Origin of the sequence: Pseudomonas sp. BNK-45 (assembly GCF_047456255.1) — a bacterium.
Lineage (GTDB): Bacteria > Pseudomonadota > Gammaproteobacteria > Pseudomonadales > Pseudomonadaceae > Aquipseudomonas.
In genome coordinates this window covers 2998304-3014825 of record NZ_CP179909.1, presented here as the reverse complement: position 1 = coordinate 3014825, position 16522 = coordinate 2998304, and the positions used below count along the sequence as shown (strand labels likewise).

The window sequence follows — 16522 nt, the reverse complement described above, 5'->3', positions numbered from 1 at the left end:
TCAGGGCGTTACGGTCCAGCTTGCCGTTGGGGGTCAGGGGAAACGCTCCAGGACACTGAGGAACGACGGCACCATGTACTCGGGCAACTGCTCGCGCAGCTGGGCCAGCAGGACCTGCTCCTGGGCCTCGCGGTCGTCGACCTGGGCCAGCACCACATACGCCACCAACTGTTTGCCGGCCGCCGTGTCCCGGGCCACGACAGCGGCTTCGCGCACATTGGCAGCTTGCCCGAGCAGGCTTTCGATCTCGCCCAGCTCAATGCGAAAGCCTCGGATCTTCAGTTGGAAGTCAATCCGACCGAGGTAGTCGAGCGTGCCCTGGGGCAAGCTGCTGACCCGGTCCCCGGTGCGATACAGGCGCGCGCCGGGGGTGCTGGCGAACGGGTCCGGGAGGAAGCGACTGGCGGTCAGGGCCGGACGCTTGAGGTAGCCACGGGCCAGGCCCGGACCTCCGATGAACAGCTCGCCCTCGCGACCGATACCGGCCAGTCCGGCTTCTTCATCCAGCACCCGCAGTCGCGTACCAGCGATAGCGCCACCGATGGCCACCCGCTCATCCACAGGCGACTGCTCCACGGCGAAAGCCGAACACCAGACCGCACTTTCCGAAGGGCCGTATTCATTCACCAGCAAGGTCTCGGGCAGCCGTTCCCGGTGCCGCAGGGCCAGCTCCACCGGACAGGCTTCGCCGGCCACGATCACACAGCGCAGTGACGGCTGCTGCAGGGCTTCGAGGATTTGCACATAGAACGATGGCAGGGCCAGAAAGTGGGAAATCCGCTGCGCGTCGATGAGCTCGGCGACCTGCTGCGGGTCCTTGTGCTGTTCTTCGCTGGGCAGGTACAAGGTCGCGCCCTGGCTCAGGGTCCAGAAGATCCCCGCCACGGAGCTGTCGAAGGAGAACGAGGACAGCATCAGGAAACGTTCCAGGGGCGCCTGGTAGAACGCGCCGCGGGCCAGGGTCGAGGTGCTGGCATTGGCGTGGGACACCATCACGCCCTTGGGTTTGCCGGTGGAGCCCGAGGTATAGATGACATACGCCAGGTTGTCGCCCGTGCTGCGGCTGGGCAGCGCTTGGGCGTTGCCGCTCAACAGTTGAGGGTCCAGGCTGATCTGGGGCAGGTCGGCCGGCAGGACGATGTCCGGATGCAGGGGTTGCAGGCTGATCAGGCAGCGCACCGCTGCGTCCTCGAGCATGAAGGACAGGCGCTCGCTGGGATAGGCCGGGTCCAGCGGCAGGTAGGCGCCACCGGCCTTGAGAATCCCCAGCAGGGCCACCACGATCTCGATGGAACGCGCCCCATAGACCCCGACGATGGCGTCGCTGTCGACCCCTTGCTGGCGCAAGCTGTGGGCCAGCTGATTGGCCTGACGGTCGAGCTCGGCGTAAGTGATTTCCCGGCCATCGACATGGATCGCGGCACGCTCGGGAAAGGCCCGGGCGGCCTCTTCGAACAGCTGGTGCAGCAGCGGTGCATCGGCGGCGTTCAGGTCCGCGCTGCGATCGAAATCCTGCAACAGGCGCTGCGCCTGATCAGCGCTGACCAACGGCAATTGCTCAAGGGCCAGGCTGCTGTCCGCGGCGGCCGCTTTGAGCCACTGGGCGAACTGTTCGAGCCAGGCGGCAGGCAGGCCGTCGGGCAGCAGACGGGGCTGCCAGCTCAGTTGCAGCGACAGCTGGTCGGCCTCGGCCCGGGCCTGCAGGTGCAGCTTCTCGAAGTACGCCCGATCGAGGAGCAGCTCCTGCACCTCGGCGCCTTCGCTGTAGGAGCAACCCAGGTCCAGGGGACGGGGCTGCTCGGCGCCGAACGCTTCCAGCTCGTTCAGGCAATCCTGCCAAGAGCGGCTCAGGTCCAGCTGATGACGGAACGCCTGCAGGTTGTCCTGCAAGGTGGCTTGGGGCTGCAACGTGACGGCCACGGGCAGGCGCCGGCTGAAATGACCCAGGGTCTGCTGCAACTGGTCGCTGCGACCGTCCATGGTCAGCGCCACCAACAGCGAGTCCTGCTGGCTCAGCCCGGCGAGGAAACCGGCCCAGAGGAACAGCAGGCTGTCCTCGACACTCAGCTCGGCCGCACTGGCCAATTGGCGCAATGCCGGTGCCAGATCGGTGTCCAGGCGGCATTCCTGCAACTGCGGCGCAAAGTCCAGGCGGCGCTCGAACGGCAGGCGCACGCCCGGCTGCTGTCCGGCATACAGAGTGCGCCAGAACTGCAGGCCTTCGCGACCGATCGCCTCCTCCCCCAGCTCGCTCTGCCAGGCGGCGTAATCGGCGTACTGCAGGCTGTCGAACGCTGGCAACTGCCGTCCCGCGCACAGTTGCTGCAGTTCGGTCATCAGCAATGCCAGAGACTGGCGGTCACAGCTGGCCAGGGTCACGCTGATCAACAACTGACGATCCAGCAGCGAGGCCACCAGGGGCACTTCGGCCAGGGCCAGGCGATCCTCGGCACGGGCCTGTTGCAGGCTGCGCCCCGCTTCCAGCGACAGGCGCAGGCGCACCTGGGGGGTGATTTCCTGCACCGGTTGCTTGAAGCCGGGCACCTGCCGGTAGCGGGTGCGCAGGATTTCGTGGCGCTGGCACACCTCGTTCAGTGCGGCCTCCAGCACAGCACGCTCGGGCGGCGTGTCGAAGGACAGGAGCGCCTGCGCCGCCAGCGGCTGGCCCAGGTACTGCTGCTGGGAAAGAATCGCGGCCTGCTGGGCCGAAATCTGAAACGTCTCTGCTTGGGAAAAGTCGGTCATGCTGATGTCCTTAACCAATGGCCACGTCGGTGCTTTTCAGCGGGACGGCCATGGCTGTGAGTATTTTGCGCGGGCCTGAATATTCGTTGCGGGCGTGCAGGGTGAGGATGTTGTCGAGCATCACGACGTCGCCCTTCTCCCAGGGAAACTCCACCATCACCTCGCGATAGAGCTGTTGCAGATGGGTGATGTAGTCATCGGGGATCGGGCTGCCATCGCCAAAGAAGGTGTTTTGCGGCAGGTCCTCGGGCGCGAACTCCGCCAGCAGGCTGTCGCGGATGCTCTCTGGCAGGGTCAGGGCATTGAAGAACGTCGCATGGTTGAACCACACGCTCTCGCCGGTACGCGGATGCCGGACCATGGCCGGGCCCTGTTGCCGGGTGCGCAGGCGGTTGCCGGATTTCCACTCCGGGGTCACGCCGATCTTCGCGCAATAGGCCTCGACCTCGGCGCGGTTGTCAGTCTGGAACACGGTCTGCCAGGGCAGCCCCATGCCGTCGCCATAGTTGCGCACATAGAGCACGCGCTTGCGCTTGAACTCTTCGCGCACCTGTGGATCGATCCGCGCCAGCAAATGCCGGGTGTCGCCAAATGGCGTCTCGCCGCCGGTGGTCGACGGCACGTCGCAGTAGAAATACAGGTGCAGCGGAAACACCGGGGAATAGGAGTGCTCGTTGTGGGGAAAGATCTTTTCCACGGCCGGGTAGTCGGTGGAGCTGTAGACGTTGAGTTTCTTGGTGATCTGGGTCCGCGGCGAGGCCCGGAACAGGTACTCCAGGGCACCACCGGAAATCGAATCGACGCACTGGTTGAATTCGTTGATGTCCTGCACCGCGAAGCCGCGGAACAACAACGTTGCGTGCCGGTCGAGCTTTTCCTGGAGCAGCTCGCGGTTTTCCCCGGCCCACTGCGCCAGCCCCACGCCAGGAACGTTCGGCGTGCACAGCAGGGGAATCGAGCTGTTCTCGAACAGCGGCGTGAACGTCACCAGGCTGGATTGGTCCAGGCTCAAGCTCTTGCGCCGTCCCTTGCCCAATGCCGGTATGGCTTGAGACTCGAATTTCGACATGACCCACCTCCGATTCGCGGTATCAGGCGCGGCGATCGCACGCGCCTGCATGATTGTTCAATATGGCTTCACTCGACCGGCACCCGTCCTGGACGGCGCCGCTGAATCGGGTGCTGTTGCTTGAGCAGGGCCTGGCGCTGTTGCAACTGGTCTCGCTCGCGCAGGTATTGGATATCCCGTGCCTGGTTCAGCAACGCCGCCAACGGCGCCTGGGTATCGACCACCATCAGCTCGAACACCGCCTGCAACTGCTCGAACAGGCACGCCATGTCCGCGGCGGTGTAGAGCCCGGCATCGCACTTCAGGCCGAGGTAGATGCCCTGGGGCGCATTGACGAACTCGGCCACCAGGTCCAGCTCCGCGGCAGCCCTGCCGGCAGCCACCGGCTGCACGTCCAGGCCGTCGATCGACAAGGGCTGATCAAGGCTTTCCTGATAGATGAACTTGATGCTGAACAACGGTGAACGACCGGCGCGCCGGACCACCCGCAGCGCCTCCACCAGGCGCTCGAAAGGCAGGTCCTGGTGATCCGAAGCACCGATGACCGTGCTCCGTGTCACCTGCAGCAAGTCGCTGACGCACTGTTGTTCCTCGACACTTATCTGCAACACCAGTTGGTTAACGAAGAAGCCCACCAGATCTTCAACGCCGGCGTGATTGCGGTTAGCGATATCGGTCCCCAGACGCACCCGCGAACTGTCGCTGCGCTGCCCCACCACCAGGGCAAAACCTGCCAGCAGCATCATGTACAAGGTCACCCCCTGGGCACTGGCAAAGGCGCGCAGCGCCTGGCTCTGAGCCGCCGAAAAATGGAATTCGTGGAGATCGCACAAGGGTGACGGCGCCTGCCCTGGCTGCACCGTGGCACTGGCGGGCAAGCGCGTGAGGTGATGGTCATCGCCCAGGACATCACGCCAGTAATCGAGCTGACGCTGCAGCTCACCGCCTTCGAGCCATTGGCGCTGCCAGACAGCAAAGTCCACGTAGTGCAGGGCCGGCTCCGGCAACGGGCTGGCCGTGGCGGTCCGATGGGCGTGATACAGGCTTACGAACTCGGTCGGCAGAATGCCGAACGACCAATGGTCGGCGACGATGTGGTGCAGGGTCATGAGCAGCAGGTGCCGTTGCGGCTCCAGCCGCAGCAGGCGTACACGCATCGGCGGACCGGCGATCAGGTCGAAGGGCTCCGCGGCCTGTTGCTGCAACTGCTGCTGGGCCATGGTCTCGCGCTCGGCCAAAGGCAAGGCGCACAGGTCATCGAACACGAACGACAGCGGCAGGTGGCGATGGACGTGCTGCCAGCTCTCGCCTTCGACCTCGCTGTAGGTGGTACGCAATACCGAATGCCGCTGCATCAGCGATTCGAAGGCTTGCCGCACCGCCTCGATGTCCACCTCGCCACGCAACTCCAGGGCCCGGGCGATGTTGTACATCGAGCTCTGCGGCTCCAACTGCCAGAGGAACCACAAGCGCTGCTGGGCAAAGGACAACGGCTGTGGCCGCGAGTCATCCACCCGGCACAAGGCCGGGGCCGCCTCCGGAGCCTCAGTGGCGCCCAGGGCGGTGACAAAGGCCTGCAGGTCGGGCGCATCGAACAGGGTCCGCAGCGCGGCCTGCAAGCCCAGCTCATGCCGCACCCGGCTGATGACCTGGGTGGCCAGCAACGAGTGCCCGCCCAGGGCGAAGAAGTTGTCCTGCAGGCCGACCCGCTCGACTTCGAGCACGCTCTGCCAGATCGCCGCCACCTGCTGCTGCAGTTTGCTGTGCGGGGCCACATAGGCTTGTTGCAAGGCACTCAAGTCCGGCTTGGGCAGGGCCTTGCGGTCCAGCTTGCCGTTCGGGTTGAGGGGCAGGCGCGGCAACAGCAGCACGTGGCTGGGCAACATGTAATCCGGCAGCGTTTCCTTGAGCCCGGCCTTGATCAGCGCGCAACGCTCGGCCTGTGCCTGAGCATCGCCCAGGCCGTCGTCGGTATCCCCAGGCAACGCAGAGGGCACCACATAGGCCACCAGTTGCATGCCGTTGTTGGCCGGCACGGCCAGCACCACCGCCTCACGCACATCTGGCCGAGCCGACAGGCGCGCCTCGATTTCCCCCAGTTCGATGCGGAAGCCGCGGATCTTCACCTGATGATCGATGCGGCCGATGTACTCGATCGCCCCTTGCGGGTTGTAACGCGCCAGGTCGCCACTGCGATACAGCCGGGCGCCGGGCTGACCGGCAAAGGGGTCGGGAATGAAGCGCTCGGCGGTCAGTCCCGGCCGGTCAAAATACCCCTGGGCCAGGCTCGACGCAGAACCGATGCACAGCTCTCCGGTGCCGCCTTCGGGCAGCAGATTGAGGTCGCCGTCGATGATCCGCAGGGCGCGGCCGATGATCGGCTGGCCGATCGGGATGCCGTAGACCTCGCTGGCATCCTGCTCCCGGCAGTCGTGGACACTGGAGACCACGGTGGCCTCGGTCGGGCCGTAGGTATTGAGCAGGCGTACCCCCCCAAGCCCGGCGGCGTGCCACAGGCGCAAGCCCTCCACCGACATCGCCTCGCCGCCGACATGCACCTGGCGCAGGCGCCCCAGGCTGCGGATACCGTCGGCCATGCACTGCTTGGCCAGCAAGTGCCAGTAAGCCGCCGGCAGGTCGGCCAGGGTCACGCCCTGGCTGACGATCACCGCCGCCAGTTGCTCGACGGCCCAGGGCTCGTCGCCGCGCATCACCAGGGCCGCGCCGAGGCAAAGGGTTGGGTAACACTGCTCGACGAAACCGTCGAAGCTGAAGGTGGCGAATTGCAGCACCTTGTCGGTGGCGGTGAGCGCCGAATAATCCGCCGCTGCTTCGCAGAACGCCGACAAGGCCCGGTGATCGATGGCCACGCCCTTGGGGACCCCGGTGGAGCCCGAGGTGTAGATCACATAGGCCAGGTCTTGCGGGCAGGCGCGGTTCTGCGGATCGGCGCTGGAGCAATGGCTCAAGCGTTGCGCCAGGCTCGGCAGATCCCAATGCAGCACGCTGTCGGGCAGCAGCGGCGCGGCCCAGATGCCGGTGTCGCTGAGCAGCAGGCTCAGGCGGCTGTCGGCAATCATGAACGCCAGACGCTCTTGCGGGTATTGCGGGTCCAGGGGCACATAGGCCGCGCCACTCTTGAGCACCGCCAGCAGGCTGACGATCAGTTGCGGGCCGCGCTTGAGTGCCAGGCCGACCCGATCCCCCGGGCCAATCCCCTGGGCTTGCAGACAATGGGCCAGGCGGTTGGCCTGGGCGTTCAACTGGCCATAGTCCAGTTGCTCGCCATCGACCACCAGCGCCAGCGCCTCGGGCGTGGCCGCCGCCTGCGCGGCGATCCGCTGGTGCACCAGCGGCGCCTGGGCGGGTACCACCTCGGCCAGCTGGCTGTGCTGCAGCAAGTCCTGGCGCGCCTGTTCGCTCAACAACTGCAAGCCCCCCAGGGCCGCGTCGGGATCGGCCATGAACTGCAGCAGCAAATGCCGCAACTGGGCACAGAAGCCCTGGACCTGATCGGCACTGAAACGACTGCGGTCATAGCTGAAGTCCAGGCTCAGGTGCTCGCCCAACTCGATGCCCAGGGTCAGCGGATAGCTGGTCTGCTCGTGGTTGGCCAGGCCGGAGAACTGCAGCCCGGCCGGAGCCCCCTCCTTGAGGGCCTGGGCCACGGGGAAGTTCTCGAACACCAGCAGGCTGTCGAACAAGGGGGCGCCCTGGTGCCCGGCCCAACCCTGGATCTCGTAGAGCGGCACGTGCTCGTGTTCGCGCAGGCCCAGATTGAGCGCCTGCATCTGCTCCAGCCATTGCCCCACGCTGCACTGCGAACGTGGCTGGCAAATGATCGGCAAGGTATTGATGAACAGCCCCAACTGCTGCTCGATACCCGGCAGCGGCGCCGAACGCCCCGCCACGGTGGCACCGAAGATCACGCACTGCTGCGCGCAATAACGCTGCAGCAACAGCGCCCAGGCGGCTTGCAGCACGGTGTTGAGGGTGACCTTCTGCTGCCGGGCAAAGCTGCCCAGGCGTTGTGTCAGCGCCTGGTCGAACCCTTCCAGGTGCTGCCCATGGCCGCTGCCCGACACCGGCTTGCGCACCCCGTCGGCGAGCAAGGTCGGCGAGTCCATGGCGTGCAGGCGCTCGCTCCAGAACTGTTGTGCAGCCGGGGCCGACTGCTGCTGCAACCAGCCCAGGTAGTCGCGATAGCGGCCTTGGGGCGCCGGCAAGCGAGCGCCGCCGTACAACTGGATCACTTCGGCCAGCAGGCTGGCATTGCTCCAGCCATCGAGCAGCAGGTGGTGGCAGGTGTAGATCAGGTGCCAGTGGTTGTCGGCGATGGGCACCAGCAGCAGGCGCAGCAAGGGCGCCCGGTCCAGCTCGAACCCCCGGGAACGCTCTTGCGCGGCCAGTAGATCGAGATCCGCCGGGGCCGATGCCAAGACCTGCAACGGCACCTTGACCCGGTTCCTGACCAACTGATGGGCGCTGTCCAACCCTTCCCAGTGCACGCTGCTGCGCAGGATCGGGTGGCGATCCAAGGCACTCTGCCAGGCATCGGCAAAGCGCTGGGGATCAAGGCCATGGATGTCCAGGCGCAACTGGTTGATGTAGGCCTGTTCCTGGGGCTCGTAGAGGGTATGGAACAGCATGCCCTGCTGCATCGGCGTCAGCGGATACAGGTCCTCGATGGCAGCCGCCAGCACCGGCAGCGCGTCGAGCTGTTGCTGGGAGATCCGTGCCAGCGGGAAGTCCGAAGGCGTAGCTTGGGCCTGATCCAGCCCACAGCAGTGCTCGATCAGCAGGCGCAGCTCGGCGAGGTAGTCATCGGCCAGCCGCTGGATGCTGGAGTCGCTGAACATTTCCTCGCTGTAGCCCCACTGCAACGCCAGTTCGCCGCCATAGACCTGGCCTTCCAGGGTCAGCCAGTTGGCCAGGGGTGCCTGTGGGTCCTGAGCCTGCCCGCTGCTCTGGCTGGCCGGCGTCCACAACGCCTGCTCATCGAACTGGCGATCGAACTGGCCCAGGTAGTTGAAGGTGATCCGTGGCTGCGGCAATGCCGCCAGCGCCTGACGCTGGGCCGGGCTGCCCAGGTAGCGCAGCAAGCCGTAGCCCAGCCCCTTGCCGGGGATCGCGCGCAGTTGCTCCTTGATCCCCTTGATTGCAGCCCCAGCTTGCTCGGCCGGCTGCAGGCGCACCGGGTACAGGCTGGTGAACCAGCCCAGGGTGCGGGTCAGGTCCAGATCGTCGAACAGGTCCTCGCGACCATGCCCTTCCAACTGGATCAGGGCCGAAGCCTGCCCGGTCCAGCGGCACAGTACGCGAGCCAGGGCGGTCAACAGCAGGTCGTTGACCTGGGTGCGATAGGCGCTCACAGCCTGTTGCAGCAGTTTGCGGGTCAGCCCCACATCCAGTCGCGACTCGATCTTGCGGCCATGACGGTTCTGCAGGCCGCCCGCTGGGTTGTCACAGGGCAAGTCGCCGGCTCCGCTCTGCTGCGCCAGCCAGTACGCCAGTTCGGTCTCGCGCTGCGGCGCATGCTCCCGCAAGCGCCGGGCCCAGGCCTGATAGGCACTGGTCTTGGGTGGCAGTTGCACCGTCTGAGCCTCCGCCAACTGCCGGTAGGCCTGTTGCAAGTCCTCCAGCAGCACCCGCCAGGACACCCCATCCACCACCAGGTGGTGGATCACCAGCAACAGTTGCTGGCGACCCGACTCGTGCTCCACCAGGACCGCGCGTACCAGGGGGCCGGCTTGCAGGTCCAGGCTGCGCTGGGCCTCGTCGCACACTGCCGCCAGGGCCTGGTCATGCTCGACCCGGCACTGCCACAGGTCGAAGTGGCTGGCAGGCTCGGCATAGGCCTGCTGCCAACCCTGCTGCGTGCCGACAAAGCGCAGGCGCAAGGCATCGTGATGATTGACCACCTGCAACAACGCCACCTGCAACAGCGCTGGCTGCAAGGGCTGGCGCGGGTCCAGCAGCAACGACTGGTTCCAGTGCCCCGGTCGAGGCACCTCCTGAGACAGGAACCAGTGCTGTACCGGGGTCAACGGCACCTCACCGGTCACTGGTCCCTGGTCGATCTGCGGCTGATCGTCGAGGACCGCGACCTGGGCCAGGCTGCGCACGCTCTGGTACTGGAACAGGTCCCGGGGCGCCAGACGGACCCCGGCCTGACGGGCGCGACTGACCACCTGGATCGAGATGATCGAATCACCGCCAAGCTCGAAAAAGTTATCGTCCAGGCCTACCTGAGCGAGCCCCAGCACATCGCACCAGATGCCCGCCAGGGCCTTCTGCATGGCGTTCTCCGGGGCCACATAGGCCAGTTGCGGCGCCGTCTCGGGCAGCGGCAAGGCCTTGCGGTCGAGCTTGCCGTTGGCGGTCACCGGCAAGCGATCCAGGGCCAGCAGGTGATGGGGCACCATGTACTCCGGCAGGCTGCTGGCCAGCCAGGCCTTGAGTTCGTCGGTCCACCCCTGGGCCTGGGCGCCCTCTTGCAACACCAGATACGCCACCAGGTGCTTGGCGTTCTGCACCAGCACCACGGCCTCGCGCACGCTCGGGTGCTGCATCAGCCGGGCTTCGATTTCACCCAGCTCGATACGCAGGCCCCGCAACTTGACCTGATGATCCAGGCGCCCCAGGTACTCGATCACGCCATCGGCGCGCTGGCGCACCCGGTCGCCGGTGCGATACAGCCGCGCGCCCTGGTGGAACGGGCAAGGTACAAAGCGCTCGGCGGTCAGGGCCGGGCGCCGGTGGTAGCTGCGCGCCAGGCCGCTGCCGCCCAGGTAGAGTTCGCCGGCGACGCCGGCCGGCACCGGTTGCAGCTGAGCATCCAGCACATGGGTGCGCAGGTTGGCGATCGGCCGGCCGATCGGCACGCTGCTCGCGCCTTCGTCGACACAGGTCCAGTGGGTGACATCGATTGCGGCTTCGGTCGGGCCGTACAGGTTGTACAGGGCCGCACCGGGCAGTCGGGCAAAGACCTGCTGCTGGGCTTCCAGGGGCAGGGCCTCGCCACTGCAGACAATGCGCGTGAGGCTGCTGCAGGCCGATACCCCACTGTCATGGATAAAGGCCTGGAGCATCGACGGCACAAAGTGCAGGGTGCTGATCCGCTGTTCGGTAATGATGCGGATCAGTTGCGCCGGTTCCCGGTGGGCGCCCGGGGCCGCCACCACCAGCCGCGCGCCGGTCATCAGCGGCCAGAAAAACTCCCAGACCGAGACGTCGAAGCTGAACGGGGTTTTCTGCAGCACCGCATCACTGGCGTCCAGGCCGTAGGCCTGCTGCATCCAGTACAGGCGGTTGACCAGCGCCGCGTGGCTGTTGCCTGCGCCCTTGGGCTTGCCGGTGGAACCCGAGGTGTAGATCACATAGGCCAGGTTCAGCGGGTCGACCAGCGTCTCCAGCGGGCCGCTGTCATAAGCCAGCAGCGCGTCCTGATCCTGGTCCAGGACGATGACCTTGAGCGCCTGCGCATCGGCTTGGAAATCCAGCAGCGGCAGCAGCGAACGCTGGCTCAGCAAGAGGCGGATGCCGCTGTCCTCGATCATGTAGGCCAAGCGGTCCCGGGGGTATTCCGGGTCCAGGGGCACGTAAGCGCCACCGGCCTTGTGGATCGCCAGCAGGCCCACGACCATTTCGATGGAGCGTTCGATGCAGATGCCCACCAGCACATCCGCCGCCACACCCTGCTCACGCAGCAAGCGGGCCAGGCGGTTGGCTCGGGCATCCAGTTCGGCGTAGCTCAGTTGCTGCTCGCCGAACACCAAGGCGCAGGCGTCGGGGGTACGCCGGGCCTGAGCTTCGATCAGTTGCGGCATGCTCAACCCGGTGGGGTAAGCCTGCGCCGTGGCGTTCCAGTCGTGCACCAGGGTCTGCTGCTCACGGGCATCGAGCAGCGGCAACTCGCCTATGCGCTGCTCGGCATCCCCCAGCATGGCCTGCAGCAGGCCGAGCCAGTGGCGCGCCATGCGGGCAATGGTGGCGGCCTCGAACAGATCGTCGGCGTAGGTCAGGGCGGCGTGCAGCGTGCCGGACTTCTCGTAGGTGTCCAGGGTCAGGTCGAACTGGGTGGTGCGGCTCTGCCACTGCACCAGGCCCAGCTCCAGGCCGGACGCGGTCTGCACCGTGCTGATATCCGCCACTTGCGGCTGGTGGTTGTACATCACCTGGAACAGCGCCGTGTGGCTCAGGTTGCGCTCCAGCTTGAGCGCCTCGACCAGTTGCTCGAACGGCAGGTCCTGGTGGGCCTGGGCCCCCAGCGCTGCATCCTTGACCGCCTGCAGCAGCTCGCCGACCCGGGTCTGGCCGGTGAGCCGGGTGCGCAGTACTTGAGTGTTGACGAAGAAACCGATCAGCCCTTCGACTTCGGCGCGATTGCGGTTGGCGATGGGCACGCCGACGCGGATATCGCCCTGGCCGGTGTAGCGGTGCAGCAGCACATTGAAGGCGCCGAGCAACAGCATGAACAGGGTGACGTTGTGCTGCCTGGCCAGGGTCCGCAACTGTTCGGCCAGCTCCGGCGCCACGGCAAAGTCATAGCGGGTGCCGCGGTAACTGGGCACCGCCGGCCGCGGATGATCGGTGGGCAGTTCCAGCACCGGATGCTCGTCGCCCAACTGCGCCTGCCAGTACTCCAACTGCCGCGCCTGCTCCCCCGCTTCCAGCCAGCGGCGCTGCCACAGGGCGTAGTCGCTGTACTGGATCGGCAGCGGCGGCAGTTGCGGCGCCTCGCCCCGCTCGAAGGCGTCGTAGCAGCGGATGAACTCGTCGATCAGCACGTTCATCGACCAGCCATCGGAGACGATGTGGTGCAGGGTCAGCAGCAACACATGCTCCTGCTCATCGAGTTGCAGCAGCTTGACCCGCAGCAGCGGACCGCGGTCCAGGTCGAACGGTAGCAGCGACTGGCGCTGGGCCTCGGCCGCCACCGCCTGCTCGCGGCCGGGGGCGTCGATGGCGCCGAGATCGAGAAACTCCACCGACAGCGAGCCCGTCGCCGGCGCCTGCTCCAGGCGGTCGTCGGCATGGCGCTTGAACACCGTGCGCAGGGTTTCGTGGCGCGCCACCAGGGCGGCGAACGCCTGCTCCAGCGCCTGGCAATCCAGCGCTCCGTTCAGGCGCACCGCCCCCGGCAGGTTGTAGGCGCCGCTCTGCGGGTCCAACTGCCAGAGAAACCACATGCGCCGCTGGGCGTAGGACAGTTCCTGACGGTCCTCGACGGCCACCTCGGCCGGAATTGGAAACAACGAAAAGTCGATGTTTTCCGCTCGCAGGCTATCGAGGAATAACCGGCGCTTCTCCAGCGGCAGCTCGATAAACCGGCGTGCGAGTTTCAGGGACTTTTCAGCGTTCATCGGGGGTTCATCCGTACATGTTGGGTATCGAGCAATGGCTCGGCTATCCCTACGAAACGGATGGCCCAGGAGAAAAATTAACCCCGCCCAGCGCGGACGCTGGGGCATCGCCACGGTAAATTGCGCAGGCCGCGGCTCGTCAAATCAGGACCTTCTCCTGAACAAGGTCGCGATCATGTCCTCAGCCACTTCTCTGGCCAGCTCCCTGGCCCAAGGCCTGCGCAAACTGGTAGGCGCCGGCGCCCAGTCACCCCGGGGTTACCGGCTGATCAACGTCGAGCTCAAGCAACGCATCGACCTCAGCCCCTCCATGACCCGCCTGGTGTTCGGCGGCGCCGACATCGCCCAGGCCCGCACCCTGGCCCCGGACCAGCGCATCAAGCTGCTGTTTCCCGGGGCCGACGGCACGCCTGCGCAATTGCCGGTGGAAGGCGACTGGCAAGCAGCCCGGCGCCAGTTGCCGGCCGAGCGCCAGCCGCCGATGCGCACCTACACCATCCGCGCCTTGCGCTTGCATCCGGCGGAGCTGGATGTGGATTTCGTCCTGCACGGGGTCAATGGCCCGGCCTCGGCCTGGGCCACCCATGCCCGGCCCGGCGACTGTCTGCAGATGGTGGTGCCGAACAAGGCCTACAGCGGCGACCCCGGCGGCTATGAATGGCTGCCGCCGGCGGGGATTGGCAAGGTGCTGCTGATGGGCGATGAAACCGCCCTGCCCGCCATCGCCGGGATTCTGGAGGAGTTGCAGGATTACCCGGATTACCCGGACGTGCAGGTGTTCATCGAAGTGCCCCATGAGAGCGACTGCATCGACCTGCGCTGCCATCCGCAGACCCGGCTCAGTTGGCTGCCCCGGGACGTGCTGGGGGCGCAACATGGCGAACCGCTGATCCATGCCGCCCGGGAGCTGGCCGAGCTGCCGCCGCCCAGCACCGGGCGTCGGCCGCTCAAGGTCGCCGATCGCGACCTTGAGCAACGTCCCTGGGAAACCGCCAAGCCGGCGGACAACCGCTTCTACGCCTGGGTCGCCGGAGAATCGGCGACGGTGATGAGCATCCGCCGCCACCTGATCAACGAGCGCGGCCAGGAACGTCGCAACCTGACCCTGATGGGTTACTGGCGCCTGGGTATGTCCCTGGGTTGAGCCCACCAACCGCCCCCTATTCCCTATAGCCGCTGCCGAGCCCGCCAAGCTGCGCAAAGGCCCGAAGGGCCTTGCTTGGCGATCGCCAGTCGAACCTTTGGAGCCCTCAGGTTTTTTGCGTCCCTGCGGGCCGTGCGCAGCCTGCGGCAGCGGCTACAGGGAGCATGTCTGTAGCCGCTAGGAAAGCGCGGCTACCGGTTGCAGGTGGCGGCGGCGATGCACTTCCAGGTGGCCCTTGATCAGGCTCAGCACCTTGGTTTCCTGTTCGTGGATGAAGAAGTGCCCGCCCGCGAGCATGTCCACGGAGAAGCTGCCGCAGGTTTCCTGGCTCCAGCCAATCAGTTGTTCGCGGGTGGCGCGGTCGGTCGTGCCCCCCAGCACATGCACCGGGCAATTGAGCAACGGGCGCTGCAGCGGGCGAAAACGGCCGCACAGCAGGAAGTCGGCCCGCAGGATCGGCAAGGTCAGGCTCATCAGTTCCTGGTTGGCCAGCACCTCTTCGCTGGTGCCATTGAGGGTGCGCAGCTGCTCGATCAGCTGTGGGTCAGTCTTGGCCTCGGCAAACCCTCGGTCGTATTCGCTGCGCAAGGTCGGTGCCGCCGTCCCGGAAGCGAACAGCGCCACCGGTTCCGGACAGCCCAGGGCGCGCAGGGCATGGGCCAGTTCGCAGGCCAGCAAGGCCCCCAGGCTGTGGCCGAACAGGGCATAGGGCGCGCGCAACGTGCTCTGGAGTTCCCGGGCAAGCTGCATCGCCAGCACCCGCATGTCGGTGTGCAGGGGTTCGGCGTAGCGGCTGCCTCGTCCGGGCAACTCCACCGGTTGCAGGTGCAGCCAGCTCGGCAGCTTGCGCCGCCAGCGGCTGTAGACCATGGCGCTGGCGCCGGAGTACGGCAGGCACAGCAGGTTCAACTGAGTCACGGTTTATCCCTCGACAGATCATCTGTTAGGAACAACGCGGCAGCAGGCGGAGAAATTAGTCCGGCACGGGCCTCAGCGCAGGCGTCGATAGCTCTGCAACGCCGCCCCCAGCACCACCGCGCCGCCGGCCAGGGCCAGCCAGAAGCCGCTGCGGGCACCGAAATGGTCCACCAGCGCACCGGAGCCGGCGGCCCCCAGGGCCACGCCGATGCTCAGGCCGGTGACCAGCCAGGTCAGGCCCTCGGTGAGCTTGGCCGGCGGCACGATGCGCTCCACCAGGGCCATGGCGACGATCAGGGTCGGGGAGAAAAACAGCCCGGCGACGAACACCGCCAGGGACAGGCCGAAGATGTTGCTCGCCCACAGCAGCGGCAAGGTGGCCAGGGCCGTGGCGATACCGCCATACATGAACAACCGGGGCAAGGGCGTGGCCAGTTTCAGGGCTCCGAAGGCAATGCCTGCCAGGCACGAACCGATGGCGTACACCGAAAGCACGATGCTCGCCGCCGCCGGCTGTCCCTGCTGCTGGGCGAAGGCCACGCTGACCACGTCCACCACCCCGACAATGGTGCCCATGGCGGTCATCAGCAGCATCAGCAGGCGGATCTCCCCGGAGCGGATGATCGAGCCGCCGCCCCCCTGCTCATGGGGATGCACCGGGGGCTCGGTGCTCTTTTGCATGACGAACACCCCCACCCCCACGGCCAGCGTCAGCAGCGCCCCCAGCGGCCCGGCCTCGGGAAACAGGCCGACGCACAGGCCCACCGACAACGGCGGACCGATGATGAAGCAGACTTCGTCGAGCACCGATTCCAGGGCGTAGGCGGTCTGCAGTTGCGGCTGGCCGCGGTACAGCTCGGTCCAGCGGGCACGGACCATGGCCGACATGCTGGGCATGCAGCCGGCCAGGGCGGCACAGATGAACAGGGTCCAGTGCGGGGCCTGCAAGCGCGTGCACAGCAACAGGGCCAGCAATGCACCGCCCCCCAGGGTCGCGGCCAGGGGCAGTACCCGTCCCTGGCCGAAACGGTCCACCAGCCGCGAAACCTGGGGCGCGCAGAACGCCGTGGCCAGGGCGAAGGTCGCCGCCACCGAGCCGGCCAGGGCGTAGCCGCCGTGCAACTGGGCGAGCATGGTGATCAGGCCGATGCCGGTCATGGAGATCGGCATGCGCGCCAGCATCCCGGCCAGGACGAAGGCCCGGCTGCCGGGGGCCTTGAACAATTCGCGGTAGGGGTTTGCCATTGAAACGACTCCTTGGGGGGCTGCAACTTGCCATAA

At 66.5% G+C, this 16522-nt stretch carries 6 protein-coding genes; 1 reads left to right on the top strand and 5 read right to left on the bottom strand.

The window, feature by feature from the left end; all coding sequences use genetic code 11:
• Positions 1-33 precede the first annotated feature (33 nt).
• The 3 genes from ACMGG8_RS14075 to ACMGG8_RS14065 form a co-directional block, all read right to left on the bottom strand.
• On the bottom strand, positions 34-2745 hold the full coding sequence (locus ACMGG8_RS14075; protein WP_414159755.1) for a non-ribosomal peptide synthetase: 2712 nt from the start codon (positions 2743-2745) through the stop codon (positions 34-36).
• 10 nt (positions 2746-2755) lie between these two features.
• Positions 2756-3814, bottom strand: coding sequence for a TauD/TfdA family dioxygenase (locus ACMGG8_RS14070; RefSeq protein ID WP_414159754.1), 1059 nt, complete (start codon positions 3812-3814; stop codon positions 2756-2758).
• Positions 3815-3882: 68 nt separating this feature from the next.
• Positions 3883-13179 (bottom strand): amino acid adenylation domain-containing protein, encoded by a 9297-nt coding sequence (locus tag ACMGG8_RS14065; protein ID WP_414159753.1) that lies wholly within the window; start codon positions 13177-13179, stop codon positions 3883-3885.
• 175 nt (positions 13180-13354) lie between these two features.
• Here ACMGG8_RS14065 and ACMGG8_RS14060 point away from each other — a divergent pair, with 175 nt between their 5' ends.
• Positions 13355-14323 (top strand): siderophore-interacting protein, encoded by a 969-nt coding sequence (locus ACMGG8_RS14060; RefSeq protein ID WP_060840289.1) that lies wholly within the window; start codon positions 13355-13357, stop codon positions 14321-14323.
• A 177-nt stretch (positions 14324-14500) separates the two neighbouring features.
• Here the strand turns inward: ACMGG8_RS14060 and ACMGG8_RS14055 are convergent, their stop codons facing one another.
• Positions 14501-15241 (bottom strand): thioesterase II family protein, encoded by a 741-nt coding sequence (locus ACMGG8_RS14055; protein WP_060844208.1) that lies wholly within the window; start codon positions 15239-15241, stop codon positions 14501-14503.
• Between the two features lie 72 nt (positions 15242-15313).
• The gene (locus ACMGG8_RS14050) at positions 15314-16486 is read right to left on the bottom strand and encodes an MFS transporter (protein ID WP_414159752.1); all 1173 of its coding nucleotides are present in this window, start codon (positions 16484-16486) and stop codon (positions 15314-15316) included.
• Positions 16487-16522 lie beyond the last annotated feature (36 nt).